General features: G+C 73.9%; 15 protein-coding genes. 7 read left to right on the top strand and 8 right to left on the bottom strand.

The features are described 5' to 3' along the window. Positions 1 to 14: 14 nt before the first annotated feature. Positions 15 to 779: a trypsin-like serine peptidase gene (locus tag OTB19_RS06045; RefSeq protein WP_267796974.1), complete on the bottom strand. Its 765-nt coding sequence runs from the start codon at positions 777 to 779 to the stop codon at positions 15 to 17. Between the two features lie 304 nt (positions 780 to 1083). Here OTB19_RS06045 and OTB19_RS06040 point away from each other — a divergent pair, with 304 nt between their 5' ends. Then, positions 1084 to 1887: an alpha/beta hydrolase gene (locus OTB19_RS06040; RefSeq protein ID WP_267796973.1), complete on the top strand. Its 804-nt coding sequence runs from the start codon at positions 1084 to 1086 to the stop codon at positions 1885 to 1887. Between the two features lie 226 nt (positions 1888 to 2113). After that, entirely contained in the window at positions 2114 to 3403 is a 1290-nt protein-coding gene (locus tag OTB19_RS06035) for an ATP-binding protein (RefSeq protein WP_267796972.1), read from the top strand. A 62-nt stretch (positions 3404 to 3465) separates the two neighbouring features. On the opposite strand, the gene OTB19_RS06030 is transcribed toward OTB19_RS06035, so the two are convergent. From OTB19_RS06030 to OTB19_RS06010, 5 genes are all read right to left on the bottom strand, one after another. Further along, entirely contained in the window at positions 3466 to 4179 is a 714-nt protein-coding gene (locus OTB19_RS06030; RefSeq protein ID WP_267796971.1) for a hypothetical protein, read from the bottom strand. Then, complete coding sequence (locus OTB19_RS06025; protein WP_267796970.1) at positions 4176 to 5801, bottom strand: serine/threonine-protein kinase; 1626 nt, start codon at positions 5799 to 5801, stop codon at positions 4176 to 4178. The genes OTB19_RS06030 and OTB19_RS06025 overlap by 4 nt, the downstream gene beginning before the upstream one ends. A gap of 120 nt (positions 5802 to 5921) precedes the next feature. Further along, the gene (locus tag OTB19_RS06020; RefSeq protein ID WP_267796969.1) at positions 5922 to 7175 is read right to left on the bottom strand and encodes a Tm-1-like ATP-binding domain-containing protein; all 1254 of its coding nucleotides are present in this window, start codon (positions 7173 to 7175) and stop codon (positions 5922 to 5924) included. Positions 7176 to 7223: 48 nt separating this feature from the next. Continuing rightward, positions 7224 to 7703: an NUDIX domain-containing protein gene (locus tag OTB19_RS06015; RefSeq protein ID WP_267796968.1), complete on the bottom strand. Its 480-nt coding sequence runs from the start codon at positions 7701 to 7703 to the stop codon at positions 7224 to 7226. Positions 7704 to 7749: 46 nt separating this feature from the next. After that, positions 7750 to 8775 (bottom strand): cation diffusion facilitator family transporter, encoded by a 1026-nt coding sequence (locus tag OTB19_RS06010; RefSeq protein WP_267796967.1) that lies wholly within the window; start codon positions 8773 to 8775, stop codon positions 7750 to 7752. Positions 8776 to 8926: 151 nt separating this feature from the next. Between OTB19_RS06010 and OTB19_RS06005 the strand changes: the two genes are divergently transcribed. From OTB19_RS06005 to OTB19_RS05995, 3 genes are read left to right on the top strand one after another with little or no spacing between them, the layout of a single operon-like run. Then, on the top strand, positions 8927 to 11524 hold the full coding sequence (locus OTB19_RS06005; protein ID WP_267796966.1) for an FHA domain-containing protein: 2598 nt from the start codon (positions 8927 to 8929) through the stop codon (positions 11522 to 11524). A gap of 5 nt (positions 11525 to 11529) precedes the next feature. Further along, positions 11530 to 12243 (top strand): hypothetical protein, encoded by a 714-nt coding sequence (locus OTB19_RS06000; protein ID WP_267796965.1) that lies wholly within the window; start codon positions 11530 to 11532, stop codon positions 12241 to 12243. Then, positions 12243 to 13250, top strand: coding sequence for a serine/threonine-protein kinase (locus tag OTB19_RS05995; protein WP_267796964.1), 1008 nt, complete (start codon positions 12243 to 12245; stop codon positions 13248 to 13250). The genes OTB19_RS06000 and OTB19_RS05995 overlap by 1 nt, the downstream gene beginning before the upstream one ends. Positions 13251 to 13295: 45 nt before the next feature. Here the strand turns inward: OTB19_RS05995 and OTB19_RS05990 are convergent, their stop codons facing one another. Together OTB19_RS05990 and OTB19_RS05985 are read right to left on the bottom strand one after the other, a co-directional pair. Next, a complete protein-coding gene (locus tag OTB19_RS05990; RefSeq protein WP_267796963.1) occupies positions 13296 to 13667 on the bottom strand; it encodes a hypothetical protein in 372 nt (123 codons plus the stop codon). A gap of 83 nt (positions 13668 to 13750) precedes the next feature. Beyond that, the gene (locus OTB19_RS05985; RefSeq protein ID WP_267796962.1) at positions 13751 to 15016 is read right to left on the bottom strand and encodes a streptophobe family protein; all 1266 of its coding nucleotides are present in this window, start codon (positions 15014 to 15016) and stop codon (positions 13751 to 13753) included. 200 nt (positions 15017 to 15216) lie between these two features. On the opposite strand from OTB19_RS05985, the gene OTB19_RS05980 reads away from it, so the two are divergent. Together OTB19_RS05980 and OTB19_RS05975 are read left to right on the top strand one after the other, a co-directional pair. Then, a complete protein-coding gene (locus OTB19_RS05980) occupies positions 15217 to 16509 on the top strand; it encodes a DUF6777 domain-containing protein (RefSeq protein WP_324290503.1) in 1293 nt (430 codons plus the stop codon). 39 nt (positions 16510 to 16548) lie between these two features. Then, positions 16549 to 18618, top strand: coding sequence for a SpoIIE family protein phosphatase (locus OTB19_RS05975; RefSeq protein ID WP_267796960.1), 2070 nt, complete (start codon positions 16549 to 16551; stop codon positions 18616 to 18618). Positions 18619 to 18648: the final 30 nt, after the last annotated feature.

Below are 18648 nucleotides of genomic sequence, written 5' to 3'. Positions count from 1 at the left end.
GGGTCGAGGACCGGTCAGCCCGCCGGGACCGCAGCCTCCCGGTACAGCTCCAGCGCCTGGTCTCCCACCACGGCGCTGTAGGACACGTCCGGCACCGTGCCACCGCCCTCGTGGCCGCCGAGCACCCCCGCCAGCGCGCCGTTCGCCAGCCACGGGCTGCCGCTGGTGCCGCCGCTGAGGTCCGGGCAGTCGATGCGGCGCTGCGTGTCGGAGAACAGCGAGGTGTCGTTGGCGCAGCGCAGCGGCGCGTCCTCGGTGCTGGGATAGCCGACGATGGTCACCGCCACGTCGTCCGGCTGTTCGGCCGCCACCGGGAACCCGCCCACCACGTCCTCGATCGCCGCCGTTCCCCCGTCCGTCGGCACGACCGAGGCGAAGGCTATGTCCTCGTCCGGGTCCTCGTCGTTCGTCCAGCCCGGGGCCACGTGCACATCGGTCAGCTTCCATACGCCGAACGGGGCACGCCCGTCGCGGTAGCCCGGTGCGAACACGGTGGACTCCGGATGGTCCAGGCAGTGCGCGGCGGTGGCGATCACATCGCGGCCGGCGCTGCGCACCACGGCCGCGGTGCAGAAGTGCCCGCCCTCCAACCCGCCCGCGAACAGCGCGCCCACCCGGTCCGCCGTCCGGTCGGGGACGGCCTGCGCCGTGACCCCCTCGGGCGGCAGGACCGCCGCGTCGGGCAGGTCGATGCCCAGCAGCGCGCCCATGGCGGCCAGCGCGAGCACGATCCGGGGCGCCCGCCGGGCACGGGCGCGGCCGGTCTGTCGGGGAAGCACGCGATGGATCATGTTCCGAGCCTGCCCTTCGACACTGTGTCCGGAGCACGGAATTCCATATGAATCCGCTGTGAATGCCGGACCCGGACGAAACCACCTCGCGAAGCCCGGTCGCGCGGCGATCCGGGTCCATCCAGGATCCGGGCTCCTCGGCGATCCCGCGCGCAGGACCCCGGCCCCCGACGAGGACCCCCGACGCTCCGGCGGCCGGATCCGCCGGCGGTCGAAGCGGGCTCCGCAGGCGTCCCCTCCCGGCCGGGGCGAGACTGGCAGAGGCGCCGGGGGTCCCAGGAGGTGTCCCGCCATGACCACACCGCACCGCACGCCCGTGGTGTTCATCCACGGGCTCTGGTTGCACTCCACGAGCTGGCAGGGCTGGGCCGAAGCCTTCCTCGACGCGGGCTTCGAACCGATCCTCCCCGAGTGGCCCGGGGTCCCCGCCACCGTCACCGAGGCCCGCCGGCGCCCCGGCGACCAGGCCGGGGTCGGGCTGGCCGAGATCTCCGAGGCGCACGCCCGGGTCATCCGCGAGCTGCCCACCGCGCCGGTGCTCGTCGGACACTCGGTGGGCGGGTTCATCGCCCAGCACCTGCTCGGCCAAGGCCTGGGATCGGCGGCCGTGGCCGTATGCCCCGGCCAGATCAAAGGGGTGAAGGCCATCGCCCCGGCGCAGGCGAAATCGACCTTCGCCTTCCTGCGCGACCCCGTGAACATCAAGCACGCCGTGTCGCTGAACACCGAACAGTTCCGCTACGGCTTCGCCAACGCGGTCTCCGAGCGCGAGTCCGCCGAGCTGTACGACGAGTGGACGATCCCGAGCCCGGCCCGCCCCCTGTTCCAGTTGGCGCTCGGCAATTTCGTCCCGCACTCCGCCGCCCGGGTGAACACCGACAACGAGACCCGCGGCCCGCTGCTCCTGCTGTCCGGCCGCCTCGACCACACCGTCCCGGACGTGCTGACCCGCTCCACCTACAAGCAGTACCGGGACTCCCGCGCCACCACCGAGTACCAGTGCTTCGAGGACCGGGGCCACTCCCTCACCGTCGACCACGGCTGGCCGGACCTGGCCCGCACCTCGCTCGGCTGGCTGGACTCCCACACGCACTGACCCCCCGGCCGGCCCGCGCGGCCGCCGCGCCTGTGCGAAGCCATGAAGGAAACCGGGACCTCGGTGGGAAGCGACGGCGCACGCGCCCGCTCCGACGACGCACGTACCCGGTCTATGGACGACACGGAGGGTTTCCCGTACGCCTGTTGTGCACGACGGAGCGTGATCGCCGGGCCCGACCGCCCCTAGCCTCGCCGCAGGAGCACGAAACGAGGGGCGGTACCCGGTGAACTGGCTCATCCACGACTACCGCGAGAGCGATCTCGCAGCGGTGGTGCATCTGATCGACACCACGGCCGAACTCGGCCAGGAATCGGTCTTCTCGCTCGCCGAGTGCATCAGCGCCCTCACCGACCGGCAGCCCTGCGTGGTCGCCGTCCACCAGGGCGTCCCCATCGGCGCGGCCCTCGCCTGCGTCACCGGAGAGCGGGCCTGGGTGATGCGGATCGCGATCGCCGCCGGCTGGCGCGGCCGGGGCCTGGCCAGCGCCCTCCTCGTCGAACTGGAACGCCGCCTCATCGCCGCCCGCGTCGGCCGGATCGCCTACGTCCTGCCCGAGGAGGACCTGCTCGGCGAAGGCCTGCTCAACGCCGGCTACACCCGCCAGCCCGCCGTCGCCTACTTCGAGAAGACCGAGCCGCTGCACGGACCGGCCGCCGGACTCCTCGACGACCTCGGCGGTCGGTTCCTGCCGAACGACCTGTGGACCAAGGTCGCCGGCATGGAGAAGGAGAAGGACCTCATCGAGCGCCGCGTGGTGCTGCCGCTCGCCGAACCCGAACGGGCCGCCGCGCACGGGGTACGGCCGCCGCGCGCCATCGCCCTCTTCGGGCCCCCCGGCACCGGCAAGACCACCTTCGCCCGCGCCATCGCCTCCCGGCTCGGCTGGCCCTTCGTGGAACTGCTGCCCTCCCGCCTCGCGGACGAGGGGAACCTCGCCGCCGCGCTGCGCGACGCCTTCGCCCGCATCGGCGAACTCGAACGCGTCCTCGTCTTCATCGACGAGGTCGAGGAGATCGCCCCCGTACGCACCGAGCCCGCGCAGCCCGGCGGCATCCACGGGGTGACCAACGAACTCCTCAAGCTGATACCGGGCTTCCGGGAGGGCGACGAACGGCTGCTGGTCTGCGCGACCAACTCCGTCCGCTCCCTCGACCCGGCCTTCCTGCGCCCCGGCCGCTTCGACTACCTGATCCCCATCGGCACCCCCGACGCCGGGGCCCGCGCCGCGATGTGGTCGCGCCACACGGCCGGTCGGACGGACGTCGACGTGGCGGCCCTGGTGGAGGCGAGCGACCTGTTCACCCCGGCGGACATCGAGCACGCGGCCCGGACGGCCGCGCAGACGTCCTTCGAACGGGACCTGGAAGGCGTGGGCACCCGGGGCGCGTCCGCGGCGCAGCTCGGCGCGAGCACCGAGGACCTCCTCGCGGCGATCGCCCAGTGCCGGCCCTCGGTGACCCCGGCGATGACGGGGGAGTTCGCGGCGGACATCACCGCGCACGCGCGGTTCTAGGTCCTGTCGGGGCGTCGACCCGCGGTCGCTCCCCGAAGCGGCCGCGGTCCTCCCCGCGTCGTCTAGGAACGGCAGCGGTACGTGAACTCCACCGAGGCCGTGTGCCGCGCGGGCGACAGCAGCTCGATCTCGGCCCGCGCGGGGTAGGTTCCCGCGCCCTGGAACGTCCACAGCAGATGCAGCGAGACCTCCCGCTGGCCGCTCGGCACCCGCTCGGTGAGCTGCCGGGAGCGCGTGCCGTCGCTGCGGAGCCAGCGGTACGCGAGCGTCCCCGGGCGCCCGTTGGTCCGTACGAGCGCCACCACGTCGGCGGCGGAATCGCAGCTCGGCCCCTTCGGATCGGTGCTCACCGCCACGTCCCGGACCTCGACGGCCGGCCCGAAGCGCTGCCACCCCAGGTACGCGAGCACCGCGGCCAGCACCACGACGGCCAGGGTGTACCGACGCCACTGCCCCCCGCGGCGGCGCGGGGCGCCCACCGCGGTCCCGACGATCACGGGGAACGGGGCGGGCACGGCCGCCGTCACCCCGGGCCCGAACCGCAGGACGGAGCCCTCGATCCGGTCGGGCACCGCTCCGGGGGTGGTCTGCGGGGTGTCGAACCGTTTCGTGTCCGGGTCGTCGAGGCGCCGCGTGTCCGGGTCGGAGTCGGGCGCTCCGTCGAGCCGCCGCGTCGCCGGTTCGTCGGCGGGGTCCCCGGGAGGGCCGCTGAACCAGTGGCTGCCAAGGACGGTGGCGCTGTAGTCGTCTCCCTCGGGAGCCCGGGCCTCGCTCATCGCGGCACCTCCTGACACCTGGGGATGAAGATCGAGTCGACGGCCGTCCTGCCGGACGTCGGCTTGGTGGTGACACGAGCGCTCAAGTAGCAGCCGCCGACCCGAGCGAGGGCGTGGCTCCGCGTCACCGGGCCCGTCCCGGCCTCGACGGCGACGGAGTCCGCGCCGTCCGCGGAGCGCAGGTCGCCCGGGCTGTCGCCGCGGAACCACTCGATGGTCACCGTCGCCGGTCCGCCCCGCACGTCCAGGGACACGGTCGCCCGACCGGCGCTCGGGGCGGCGGACAGGGTGACGGACACCCCCGAGACGACCACCGGAGTCGGCGTCGGCGTCGGTGTGGGGGTCGGAGTGGGGGTGGGAGTGGGCGTCGGGGTCGGCTCGGTCACGGTCGGCGTGGGGGTCGGCGTCGGGGTGACGCTCGCGCCGGGGCTCGTGGACGTCGAGGGCGAGGCGGACGGCGACGTGGACGCCGAGGGACTCGCGGACGGCGACACCGACGCCGAAGGGGGGCCCGACGGGCTCGGACCGGGGGCCGGCGAGGCCGCCGGCGCACCCGGACTGGTCGTCGCGAACGCGCTCAGCGCCGCCGCGCCGTCCGGCTCGCCGCCGACCGCGTCGTACGTGAACATCAGCAGCGCCCCCACCACCAGCACCGCGCCCGCCGCGAGCGCTCCCCGCCGACCCGGCAGCAGGCTCGTCGGCGGCTTCAGGGCGGTCGTCGCCAGCGCGGTGGTACCGGCGGCCGGCGCCCCCGCCGAGGGGAACAGCAAGGGCAGCAGCGCGGCCAGCGCCGCCAGTTTGCGCTGCCCGCGCTCCTCCCAGTCGGGCCCGTACGCGGCCAGCGCCACGCCCTCCAACTCCGCGACGAACGCCTCGGCGTTCTCCGGCCGTCGCTCGGGCTCCTTGGCCAGACCGCGCCGGATCAGCGGACGCACCGGCTCCGGGGCCTCCGTCTCCGGTACGGGCGCCTCGATGTGCTGGACCGCCAGCTCCGCGAAGTTGGTCCCGTCGAAGGGCTTGCGGCCCGTGAGGCACTCGAAGAACGTCGCCGTCGCCGCGTACACGTCGGCCGCGGGGGAGGCCGGCCGTCCCTGCCACTGCTCGGGGGCCATGTACGCGGGCGTGCCCGCCACGCCGGGCGTGCTGCCGCGGCCCGCCGCGATCCCGAAGTCCACCAGCTTCGACGAACCGTCCGCCGAGACCAGCACGTTCTCCGGCTTGTAGTCCCGGTGGACCACCCCCGCCCGGTGCGCCGCGGCCAGGCCCAGCAGGGACCCCTTCAGCACCACCAGCGCGGCCTCGGCGTCCGCCCGGCCGGACTGCTTCAGCAGCGCGCGCAGGGAGATCCCGTCGACCAGTTCCATCACGATCGCGGCGCCGCCGGGCGCCTCCACGTACTCGTACAGTCCGACCACGTACGGCGAGCGCAGCCCGCCCAGCAGCCGCGCCTCCGCGCGGAACTCGCGGACGAACGCGGGGTCCTCGCGCAGCCGGTCGCCTAGGTACTTCACCGCGACCGCGGTGCCCGTCGCCTCGTGCACGGCGAGAACCACGCGGCCGCTGCCGCCCGCACCGAGCTCCCGGACCTGGGTGTACCCGGGTACGGTCCACACCTCGTTCATCGTTCCCCCCGTCCCTGGCGTCGTCGCGCCCGGTTGCGGTCGTCCCCCGACCGGCCACCACCAGGGACACGGTTTCCGCCACGGCCGGTTCCCAACCTCGCGGGGTGTCTCGAACGGGTGTCAGGCCGCCGCCCGCTCCGCGCCGATCATGGCGTGCAGTCGGTCGGCCGCGTCCCGGCCGAACGCCGGGTCGTTGATGTGGGTGTCGTAGTCGTACAGCCGGGCGGCACTGCCCCGCAATCCCTCGCGCAGAGCCGAGAACAGCGCCCCGTCCGCACGGGGGTCATGGTAGGGGCCACCCGGCGCCCCGAGCGTGGACAGTCCGCGCAAGGGGACGCACACCGCCGTGGGGCCGGTGGCCGACCGCAGCTTGGCCGCGACCCGCCGGCCCAGCTCGGCGCACTCGGACACGGTCGTACGGATCACCGTGATCGAGGGATTGTGCACGCGCACCCGCCGGTACCGGGCCCGTTCGGGCAGGCTCTCCAACGGGCCGAACTTCACCATGTCCAGTGCGCCCAGGCTCACCACCTGCGGAATCCCGGCACGACCGGCCGCGCTCAGCCGGTCGGGGCCCGCCGTGAGGATGCCCCCGCACAGGTCGTCGGCCAGCTCGCTCAGGGTGAGGTCCAGCACGCCGGCGAAGATCCCCTGACCGGCCAGCTTCTCCAGGGTCCGGCCGCCCGTGCCGCTGACGTGGAAGACGAGCACCTCGTAGCCCAGCTCGGTCAGTCGCTCCCGGGCCGCGTCCACGCCGATCGTGGTCACGCCGGCCATGCTCGCCGCTATCAGCGGCCGCCCACCCGCGGCCGGCCGGGCCGGGCCGAGCTCCCGGGAGGAGCGGACGAAGCCCCCGGACATCGCGGCGACCGCCTCCACGGCGTTCGCGAGCACGGGAGCGGAGACGCTGTTGATCCCCGCTATGTCCACGACGCTGTACATCATGGTGATGTCCGAGGATCCGACGTACGGGGCGACGTCCCCGGACGCCATCGAGGAGACCATCACCTTCGGAACGCCCAGCGGGAGCGCCCGCATGGCCCGGGTCGCGATGGACGTCCCGCCACTGCCGCCGATCGCGAGCACCCCGTGCAGCCGCCCCTCGGCGTGCAGGCGCAGGAGGGTCGCCTCCGCCCCGGCGGCCATCGCGGTGACGGCCGACCCCCGGTCGGCGGCGGCGCGCAGGTCCGCGAGTTCCGTTCCCGCGGCCCGCGCGACCGCCTCGCGCGACACGTCCGCCGGCACCCGGGGCTCGTCCATGATCCCCGTGTCGACCAGCACCACCTCGACGCCGGCGCGCAGCAGCCTCTCGCGCAACCAGCCGTACTCCACACCCTTGGTGTCCAGGGTCCCCACCAGCACGAGGCTCGTCATATGTGCAATGTCCACGCAGGTGGGGTTTGTTGGCAAGTCAAGGTCGGGTCAACCCTTCAGGAGCACCAACAGCCGCTCCAGGAACGCCACTTGGCCGGGAAGCAACCTGGATTCGGCCACCGCCGGAGTGAACCAGGCCACCGTGTCCAGTTCCGGGAACTCACCGATCCGTCCCGAGTGCGGCGGCCACTCCATGCTGAAGGTCCCGGGCACCATGAGGGCCGGATCCAGGTCCGCCCGCACCGCCCAGATCGTCACCAGCTTCCCGCTCGGCATCCGGCTCTCGCCCAGGGGCAGGTACGGGCCCTCCGGGGGCGGCAGGCCGATCTCCTCCGTGAACTCCCGGCGGGCCGCGTCGAGCGGGGTCTCCTCCGGGCCGTACTCGCCCTTGGGGATCGCCCAGGTACCGGCGTCGCCGCGCCGGTCCCACAGCGGTCCGCCCATGTGCCCGAGCAGGACCTCGATGTCGGTCTCCTCTTCGCCGGCCCGTCGGAAGAGGAGCAGTCCGGCGCTGCGTTTCTGTGCCATGCCGGTATCCATGCCCCGCGGAAGGGGCATCGGCACCACCGGGCCGTCAGTGGTCGTGCGGACCCTCGCGGTGGACCGGACCGTGCGCGTCCGCGCAGTGCGCGTCGCCCGCCGGAACATCACCCGGCCGCCGCCCGACCGAGAGCAGCTCGTCCTGCACGTGGTCCACCTGGAGCGTGGTGTGCGTGATCCCGTACTCCTTCTCCAGCAGCCCCTCCAGATCGCGGCGCACGGCGTGGCAGTCGCCCGCCGGTTCCACCAGGACGTGCGCGGAGAGCGCCGCCTGACCCGAGGTGATGGTCCAGATGTGCAGGTCGTGGACCTCGGTCACCGGCGGATGCCCGACGAGCCGGTCGCCGACCGCGTCCGGGTCCGTGTCGGCCGGGGCGGCCTCCAGGAAGATCCGACCGGACTCGCGGACCAGCCCGTAGCCCGCCTTGACCATCAACGCCACCACCACGAGCGAGGCGATCGCGTCGGCCTGCACGAATCCGGTGGTGAGCACGATCAGACCGGCCACGGCGGTGCCGATGAAGGCGAACAGGTCGTTCAGCACGTGCTGGTAGGCGCCCTCGACCGCCAGGGAGGAGCGGTTCGCCTTCGAGATGCACCAGGCCGCCGCCACGTTCACGACGATCCCCGCGAGCGCCGTCACCAGGACGAGCCCGCCCTCCACCGGCGGCGGGTCGAGCAGCCTGCGCACCGCCTCGTACGCCAACCACACGGCAAGCAGGAGCAGGGTCAGGCCGTTGGCCTGGGCGGAGAGTATCTCGGCGCGCTTGAGGCCGTACGTGAACCCGCCGCGTGCCGGCCGGGCGGCGAGCCGCATCGCGATCAGCGCGAGGACGATCGAGACGGCGTCCGTCAGCATGTGCGCGGCGTCGGAGATCAACGCCAGGGAGTGGGCCATGACGCCGATGACCACCTCGACGGCCATGAAGCCCGCGATCAGCGCGAGGGCGATTCCCAGCCAGCGGCGGTCGGCGTTCGGGTCGACCCCGTGACTGTGACCGCCGTGGCCGTGGCCGCCGTGGCCGTGGGTGTGATCCTTCGCGTGGTCGTGCCCGGTCATGGCGTCCCCCGTTTGTTCGGTTCCGACGCGTGAAGTCAAGCGCACCTTTCGAAGATGGGCAAAGGCTGCAACGGGGACCGTTGTCATTACCCTTAAGAGGGCTCTGACCTGCGGTTATGCCGAGCTGGTCGGATCGTGGGAAAATCTGACCATGGTCCAGCGCCCCGGTGTGCCGACCGCACCCGAACTCGTTCTGGAAACGCCCGGTGGCTCCACCGCGATGAGCCCGGTCCGGACCTATCACGTCGGTCGGGACCCGCTCTGCGAGATCTGCCTCGACGACGCCCGCGTCTCCTGGCACCACGCCGTGCTGCGCGCCGAGGGCGACCACTGGACCGTCGAGGACGAGAACAGCACCAACGGCACCTGGGCCGACGGCCACCGCATCCACGCCTGGAACGTCGGCGCCGGCAGCGAACTGCGCTTCGGCAGCGTCGACGACGGCCCGCGCGCCCTCCTGCTCGGCCCCGAGCCGTCCGCCAAGCCCGCCGAGCCGTCCGCCGAGCCCGCCGAGCCGTCCGCCAAGCCCGCCGAGCCGTCCGCCGAGGCCGCCGAGCCGTCCGCCAGGCCGTCCGCCGAGCCGGCGGCGACCCCCGCGCCGGCCCCGTCCGCGTCATCCGCCCCCGCGCCGGCCCCGCCCGCCCCGGCTGCCCCCGTGACCCCCGAGCCGTCCGCCACCCCCGCGTGGCCATCGGCGTACGTGGCGTCCACCGGCTCCGCCGGCGGGACCTCACGACCGTCCTCCGTGTCGCACCCCGGGCTGACCGGCACCTTCGCCCGGCCGACCTCGGTCCGCCCGCTGCCCGCGCGGACCGAGGTACGCATCGGGCGGGCCTCGGACAACGACCTCGTCGTCGACGACCTCGTCGTCTCCCGGCGCCACGCCGAGCTGCGGGCGCTCGCGGACGGCACGTACGAGATCGTCGACCTCACCAGCCACAACGGCACCTACCTCAACGGCGCCCGCGTCGAGCGCGCGCCCATCGCCGAGGGCGACATCGTCGGCATCGGCCACACCGCCTTCTGCCTGGTCGGCGATCAGCTCCAGGAGTACGTGGACACCGGAGAGGTCTCCCTCGACGTCCAGGACCTCTCCGTCGCGGTCGACCACGGCCGCAAGGTCCTGCTCGACCACGTCTCCTTCCCCGTCGGCGCCAAATGCCTGCTCGCCGTCGTCGGCCCCAGCGGCGCCGGCAAGTCCACCCTGCTGGGAGCCCTCACCGGCCTGCGCCCCGCCGACCAGGGCACCGTCCTGTACGACGGACGCGACCTCTACCGCGACTACGCCGAACTCCGCAGCCGCATCGGCCTCGTGCCGCAGGACGACATCCTGCACGCCCAACTCACCGTGCGCCGCGCCCTGACCTACGCCGCCGAACTCCGCTTCCCGCAGGACACCGAGAAGGCGGAACGCCAGGCGCGGGTGGACGAGGTGATCGGCGAGCTCGGCCTCGGGCAGCGCGCCGACCAGTCCATCCACAGCCTCTCCGGCGGCCAGCGCAAACGGGTGTCCGTCGCCCTGGAACTGCTGACCAAACCCTCCCTGCTCTTCCTCGACGAACCCACCTCCGGCCTCGACCCCGGGATGGACCGCTCCGTGATGCACATGCTGCGCGACCTCGCCGACGACGGCCGCACCGTCATCGTCGTCACCCACAGCGTGCTCAGCCTCGACGTCTGCGACCGGTTGCTCGTCCTCGCCCCGGGCGGGCGCGTCGCCTACTTCGGGCCGCCCGACGAGACCCTCGCCTTCTTCGGCTACGAGCAGTGGCCCGAGGCCTTCGAAGCCTTCGAGAACGAACGGGACCGCGACTGGGCCGCCGAGTACGCGGCATCCCCCCTGCACCGCAGGTACGTGCGCGGGGCCGCCGCCCGGCCCCCGGCCGCGGCCGGCAGGCCCGGACCGGCCGGTTTCGTCGCCCCTCCGCCCAAGGCGCAGAGCTGGGGCTCCCAGCTCTCCACCCTGATCCGGCGGTACGCGGCGGCGCTGAGCGCGGACCGCACCTTCCTCGCCATCATGATCGCGCTGCCGTTCGTGATGGGGGCCATGGCCCGCGCCCTGGCCGGCAGCCGCCTCACCCAGGAGACGGCGATCAACGCCCTGCTCATCCTGTGCGTGGGCGGCGTGCTCACCGGCGCCGCCAACGCGGTGCGCGAACTGGTCAAGGAACGGACCATCTACCAGCGAGAACGCGCGGTGGGACTGTCACGCTCCGCCTACCTGATGTCCAAGGTGGTGGTCCTGGGCGCGATCACGGTGGCCCAGGCCGTCGTGCTGACCCTCGTCGCCCTGTTCGGCGTGAACCTCGGAGCCCCCGGCGGCAAGGGCGTCCTCATGCCGCCGCTGCTCGAGATCACGATCGCCGTCGCCCTGTTGTCGTTCACCGCCATGATGCTCGGCCTGCTGGTCTCCGCCCTGGTCAGGAAGGAGGAGGTCACCATGCCGCTGCTGGTCCTCCTCGCCATCGTCCAGGTGGTCTTCTGCGGGGCGCTCCTGCAACTGGACGGGGTGCCGGTGATCCAACAGCTGTCCTGGCTGGTGCCCTCCCGCTGGGCGCTCGGCGCGATGGCGGGCACCATCGACCTGGGCGCGATCGTGCCCGGCCCCCTCACCGACGACCCGCTGTTCGCGCACACCGTCGGCGTGTGGCTGCTGAACCTCGGGATGCTGGTCGCGCTGTCCCTGCTGTTCGGCGTACTGGTCTCCCGACTGCTGCGGCGCCACGAACCCGCCATCATGCGGAAGTAGGCCGCGTGACGAGCCCCGAAGCACCCGAAGGCGCCGCCGACTTCCGGCCCACCCACGTCGTGCCCCGGGACGGCCTGCCCGCCTGGGAGGCACCGGACGTCTCGCGGCCCACCGCGGCCCTGGACGCCTTCCTGCCCGTGCAACTGCTGTCCCGGCGCGGCGAATGGGCGGAGATCCTGTGCGCCAACGGCTGGTCCGCCTGGGTGGACGGGCGACTGCTGGTCGTCGTCCCGCAGCCGCCGCCCACGGCGGGACGCCCCCTGTCCCGCGCCGAGGACCCCCGACCGCTCCTCGCCCGCGGCGTCGAAGCCCTGGAGCGCTACCGCCGGGCCGCCGACGAACTCGCCTCCGGCCGGACGGACGCCGACGGCTTCCGGCGCGCCACCCGGGGCCTGCGCGCCGGGGTGGTGCTCGACGGGTCGGAGATCTGGCTCTACGACGAGACGGCCGGGCGGTGGATGTACGGCGACGGCACCCGGCGGGCAACCTACGCGGTCGTCGAGGAACCGGGCGCCGCCCCCGGCCCACAGCCGCCGGCCGAGGCCCCGGAACCCGACGCACAGGAGCCCGCCGCGCCCGAGCCCGGGCCCACGTCCGAGCCCGCGCCCGACGAACGGGCGGCCGCGGCGGGCGAGGGCCCTGGCGAGGCGCCACCCGGGCCGGCCGACGGACACGAGCCGACGCGGATCGTCGACACTCCCGGGGGCGGGGGCCGGTGATGTCCGCCGCGGACACCGCGGGAGGCCGACCGGCCGGGCCGGGGACACGCATCGCCGGGTACCGGTTGGAGAGCGAGATCGGACGCGGCGGCATGGCCGTCGTCTGGCGGGCGCGGGACCTGCGCCTCGACCGCGTCGTGGCACTGAAGCTGCTGGCACCCGAGTTGGCCCGCAACGACACCTTCCGACAGCGGTTCGCGCACGAGTCGAAGGTGGCGGCGTCCCTCGACCACCCCCACATCGTGCCCGTCTTCGAGGCGGGCGAGGCGGACGGCCTGCTGTACATCGCCATGCGCCACGTCGCCGGACAGGACCTGCGGGCGATGCTGGACCGCACCGGCCCGCTTCCGGTGGCGACGGCCGCGCGGATCGCGGGCCAGGTGGCCTCGGCGCTGGACGCGGCCCACGATCACGACCTCGTCCACCGGGACGTCAAACCGGGCAACATCCTGGTCGCGGAGGGCACCGACAGCGAACACCCCGAGCACGTGTACCTGACGGACTTCGGGCTGACGAAGAAGTCCCTGTCGCTGACCGGGTTCACGAGCGTCGGACAGTTCGTCGGGACGCTGGACTACGTGGCCCCGGAACAGATCTCCGGAAAGCCGGTGGACGGGCGGTGCGACGTCTACGGCCTGGGGTGCGTCGTCCACGAGATGCTGGCCGGCGGACCGCCCTTCCGGCGGGACGACGACATGGCCCTCCTGTGGGCCCACCAGTACGACCCGCCGCCACCGGTGAGCGCGGAGCGGCCGGACCTGCCGGCCGCGGTGGACGAGGTGCTGGCGAAGGCCCTGGCCAAGTCTCCGGAGGAACGCTGGCGCACCTGCCTGGAGTTCACCGGGGCGCTGCGCCGGGCGGGGGAGGAAGGGGCGGCCGGCCGGCGCCCGCCCACCCGGACGGCCTCGGCGTCGCCCGTCGACGCCGCGGCGCCCGGGGAGTCGGAACCGGCGCCCCCGCCACCGCGTTGGGCGCTGCCCGTCTTCCGGCCGCGAGGCCGGGGCTGACACCGTCCCCGTGTCGCGGTGTGGGAGCTTGTCGCCGGAAGCGGGTCAGGGTCCTTCCCCGTCGGCGACGGGCAGGCAGAGCACGTACGCCCGGACGTCCGCGTGCGAGGCGGAGGCGTACCAACCCTTGCGCCCATGCGGACCGGCGACCGGGTGGCTGGCGAGGACGGGGCCGGTCCGACCGTTCTCCAGGGAGTAGCCGCCGGACTGCACGAGCATGCCGTCGGGACAGTAGACCGCGCTCCCGGAGACCTTGCGGGGCGTGGTGTCCTGCGCGCCGACCGGACCGGCCAGATAGCGGGCGCCGGTGGACGTCGCCTCCGTGGGGAGGGCGGTGGACAGGGTCAGGGCGACGGCGGAGACGGCAAGCAGGCCGCCGGCGTGGAGCGGCCGGAACAGGCCTTTAAACGTGTTCACGGAGGTGAGGTTGACATGCAGAAACGATGCCCCGATGAACCGATATCCCGCTCTTCACCCGTACGGCCCAGCGGTTGCCGGGTTCAGGGCCGCTCCACCCGGCCGCGGCGCCGCAGGGGGCGGGCCACCAGGGCGCCGAGGAAGCCCGCCACGGCGCCCCACAGCAGGGCCAGACCGACGTTGCGCCACAGGTGCGGGCTGAGTTCCACCGTGCCCCCGAGACCGCCCGCGTCGCCGATCCCGAGCAGCGACAGACCGAACTCGGCCCGGACGGAGGCCATCAGGCACACCGCCAGTGTCGCCGGCGCCAGGGCCACCGCCAGGTGCAGCGCGTGCTGCCGCGCCCGGACGTGCGCGGGGGAGCGTACGGCCGCCAGCACCCCGGTGCCCAGCAGCAGGACGGCGGCCACCGGAACCAGCCACCACGCCCGGGAATCGTGTTCCGCGAGCGAGGCGACGTCCACCGTGGACAGGTCCGGGCCGCGCAGCGTCTGGTCCAGCAACCGCGGCATCGGCAGCCCGAACGGCCCGTCCACGCGGCCCTCCCAGGACCCGCCGAAGCCCAGGGTCAGTGCGAGCCACGCCAGGTTCGGCAGGCCCAGCAGGATCACCGCGAACGTCTGCGCGGCGTCTCCCCGGGTGGCGGCCACCACCAGACCGACGACGACACCGATCGCCACGTACGCCAGCAGCAGCACGACCGTGGCGAAGGCGGCCGGGCGCACCGCCGTGTGGAAGCGCACCAGGGCGGCGGGCAACGGCGCACGCCGGGACACCAGCAGGGTGATCGCCAACAGGCCCAGGATCCAGAGCAGTCCGAAGAACAGCGTGGCCGGCACCTCGGCCCGGAAGCCCACCGTCGGAGCCGCGTCGAGCAGTTCGCCGATCTCCCCGACGGGGGAGTCGCCCGTGGAGATGCCGAAGTCCTGCCTGGCGACCAGGGCGACACCGAGGAGCGCGAGCAGCCACAGCACCACCAACGGCACGACCCGTCGGAGCAGTTCACGCGGGTGGGCCACCGCCCGGTTGTGCAGGGGGCGCAGGAAGCAGAGGCCGACCGTCAGGGCGCCGGCCAGGGTCACCGAGAGCGGGAGCACGGACAGGTTCACGTCGGCCTCGGCCAGGAATCCGGCGCCGCCCGACACCCCGATCGAGCCGCCGGCCGCCATCACGACCACGGCGGCGACCACGCGGGGGAACGCGTCCTCCGGGAGGTCGCCCGCACCCGCGCAGGCCAGTCCCGCCGCGGCGATCACGATCATCACCACGAAGCCCGCCACGACGGCGACGAGCGCGTCACGCCAGGCCCGAGCGGGGCCACCGGAGGTCGTTGCTGACGTTCGGCTCACCCGACAACGGTAGGCACCCTCGGCTTGCGGCCACCACCGGGAGGCCCCACACAATGGTCCGCAGGAGTGCAAGAAATCCGGAGATGTCCGTACACCGCAACGGAACGTCCGCCCCGGACCGGAACTCCTCCGTCAGGGAAGACTCCTCCGTCTGGGAAGAAGAGCCCGTGACCACGCAACCCTCCGGCCAGGAACCGCCGCTGCCGCCGCGGGCGTCACAGTCGCCTGCCGAGCGCCCGTCCGGTCCCCCTTCCGGCCCCCTCTCGGGCGGGCGCCGGGGAGGGCCGCCCGAGCCACCGCCCGGGGGGCCCGCCGGCCCCGACGGTCCCGCGCCCACCGGGCCGTCCGGCAAGGGCCCGTGGTGGCGTTCCGGACCCCGGTTGGCCGCGGCGGTCGTCGCCCTGGCGGCCGTCGTGGCGCTGGTGGTGGTGCTCACCCGGCCGAGCGGCACGCCCTCGTCCACCCGGGCGGGCGGCGGGGAGGTCTTCCTCCAACCGGCCTCCGCGACCGGGCCCGCCCCGTTCACCGAGTCCACGGCGGCCGAGGAGGCCACACCACCGGCGCAGAGCCCGCCGCCCTCCGCGAGCGACAGCGCGCCGGCGACCGGCGCGACGGTCACGCGCAGCGTCAGCGGAGCCGCGCCCGGGCTGTACGGGGGGACCCGGAACACCGCCAGTTGCGACGTCGGGAAGCAGATCACGGCGCTGACCGGGCAACCGGCCAAGAACGCCGCCTTCGCCTCCGCCCTCGGGATCCGACCCGCGGCCGTACCCGCCTACCTGCGCTCCCTGACCCCCCTGCGGCTGCGCGCGGACACCCGGGTCACCAACCACGGCTACCGCGACGGCAAGGCCACCCCCTACCAGGCGGTGCTGCAGGCCGGGACGGCCGTGCTCGTGGACGACCGCGGGGTGCCGCGGGTGCGCTGCGCGTGCGGCAATCCGCTGGGGGAGCCGGTGGCGCTCGGGGCCGACGCGAAGCGCACGGGGCAGTCGTGGCCCGCGTACCAGCCGCAGCGGGTGGTGGTGGTCGCCCCCTCGGTGAAGGTCGTGAACACCTTCGTGATCTACGACCACCACGACGGGACCTGGTACGGACGCGGCCGCGCCGACCACGACGGCAAGCGCGACAAGCCGGTGCCCCCGCCGGTGACCCCCACCCCGACGGGCACCACGCCCCCGGACACCCCCACGTCCCCGGGGAACGGCTCGCCGACGGACACCGACGCCCCGACGCGATCGCCGGGCGACACCCCCGGCGTGACTCCGTCCGACAGCCCCCCGGAGTCCTCGGCGCAGCCCCCGGGCCGGTCCTCCGAGCAGTCCCCGCAGGAGCCCGCCTCGGATTCGCCCGCCGACACCACCCCGAGCGACAGCCCCCCGAGCGAGGCCCCGGCGGACTCGCCGCCCGCCCGCGTCGCCCCGTCGGACACCCCGCCGCCCACGCCGTCCTCGGCCGCGCCCCCGTCGCAGGCGAGCCCCCGCACGGGGTGACCGCGCGCCCCGGCCGGGGAACAGTGAGACCCTGGCTGCATGGACCAGCGGGGAATCACGACCCCCGAGGTCGACTGGCCCGCGCGGCCCGACACGAGTCTCGCGCTCAACCGCATGGGCACCTTCGACTGGGACCTCGACAGCGGACAGATGCACCTGGATCCCACCGCCCTCGAGGTCCTCGACTTGCGTCCGGACGAGTTCACCGGGACCCCCGCCGGACTGCGCATCCGGCTCGTGTCCGGCGAGGAGTCGCGGATCGACGCGCGCGTCGCCCAGGCGCTGAAGGACGGCCGCAGCCACTACGGGGCGTACTTCCGCAGCCGCAGCCGGGACGGAACCCTCGGTTGGACCCACATCCAGGGCCACATCCTGCGGGACCCGCGAGACGGCCGTCCGTACCGCGTCATCGGGATCCTCCGCGACGCCGCCCACGACCCGGTCGAGCCGGGAGCCGCCGGGGAACGCAACGAGGGGCGCCGCCGGATGACCGGCGTCGTCGAACGGACCACCGCGATCCTCGCCCACGCGCGCACCGTCAACGACGTGACCGACGTGCTCAAGGACCCCGAGGCCCTCGGGCACCTCGGAGCCGTCAGCGTGATGCTCGGCGTCGTCGACGGCGCCCGCGTCCACCTCGTCGCCGAAGGACAACTCGGCTCCTACGTTCCCGAGATCGAGTACACCCGCATCGACGCGCGCTTCCCGATGAGCGAGGCCGTACGGACCCTCCAGACGGTCTACGTCACCTCCCGCGAGGAGTTCCAGCGAAGCTACCCGCTGTTGTGGCCGTACATCGAACCGCTGGACGTGCGCAGCGGGGTCTACCTGCCCCTGATCGCCCAGGGCCGTCCCGTGGGCGCGCTCGGGCTGCTCTACAGCCGGGACGGGGACTTCACCACCGAGGAGCGGAACGTGCTGGTGGCCCTGGGCAGCGGCATCGCGCAGAGCCTCCAGCGGGCCATCCTCTTCGAGCAGGAGCACGACCTCGCGGAGGGACTCCAGCGGGCCATGCTGCCGCGCAGGATCCCGGAGGTGCCGGGCGCGCTGATCGCCGTACGGTACCGGGCGGCCAGGATGGGCCGGGACATCGGCGGCGACTGGTACGACGTGATCCCGCTCGGGGAGGGACGGGTCGGGGTGGTGATCGGGGACGTGGAGGGCCACGACACCGACGCGGCGGCCGTCATGGGCCAGTTGCGGATCGTCCTGCGGGCCTACATCGCCGAGGGACACACGCCCGGCACGGCGATGGCGCGCGCCTCGACCTTCCTGCGGGAACTGGCGACGGAACGGTTCGCCACCTGCACCTACGGCGAGGTGGACCTGAACACCGGCATGCTGCACCTGGTGCGGGCCGGTCACCTCGACCCGATCGTCCGCCGCGGCGACGGCAGTTGCCACCGGATCCAGGTGGCCGGTGGACTGCCGCTCGGCCTGCCCGCCCACGATCCCCCGGGAACCGGTACCGGCTACCCCGTGACCAGTGTCGAACTTCACCCCGGCGACACGCTGCTGCTCTGCACGGACGGCCTGACGGAACGCCGCGGCGACCGCGCCGATTCCGGGATGCGGGAGGTCATGGACGCCGTCCGGGGCGGACCGGTCGACGTCGAGCGACTGGCCGACGTGCTGTGCGACCTCGTCGGGGACGCGGGCGGCGGCGACGACATGGCCCTGCTCCTGCTGCGCCGCCGGGGCACCCCCGCCCCGCGCGGCGGCGGCCCGTTGCGCCACGAACTCGCCCCCGGCGACCCGAACGGCCCCGCTCTGGCCCGGCACCTGATCCGGGCGGCGGTGGCCGCCTGGGGCGCCCGGGAGCGCGCGGACGAGATCGAGCTGGCCGCCGACGAGCTGATGACGAACGTCCTGGTGCACACCGACGGCGCGGGACACGTCAGCCTGCGGCTGACCGCGGAGGGGCGGATCCGCATCGAGGTCGAGGACTCCAGCAGCGCCCTGCCGCACCGTCGCGAGGCGGGGGACTGGGCGGTGTCGGGACGCGGCCTGCTGCTGGTGGACCGGCTCGCGGACGACTGGGGGGTGGAGCCCCGCGGCGGCGGCAAGTGCGTGTGGTGCGAGTTCATCGTCCCGAGGCGGGCCGGCTAGGCCGTCTCTTTCGGATCCTGCCGGGGCCGT

It is taken from the genome of Streptomyces sp. H27-H5, from assembly GCF_026627505.1.
In the GTDB taxonomy this organism is placed as follows: domain Bacteria; phylum Actinomycetota; class Actinomycetes; order Streptomycetales; family Streptomycetaceae; genus Streptomyces.
Note: the sequence above shows the minus strand (reverse complement) of the source record. Positions and strands in the feature narration are given on the sequence as shown.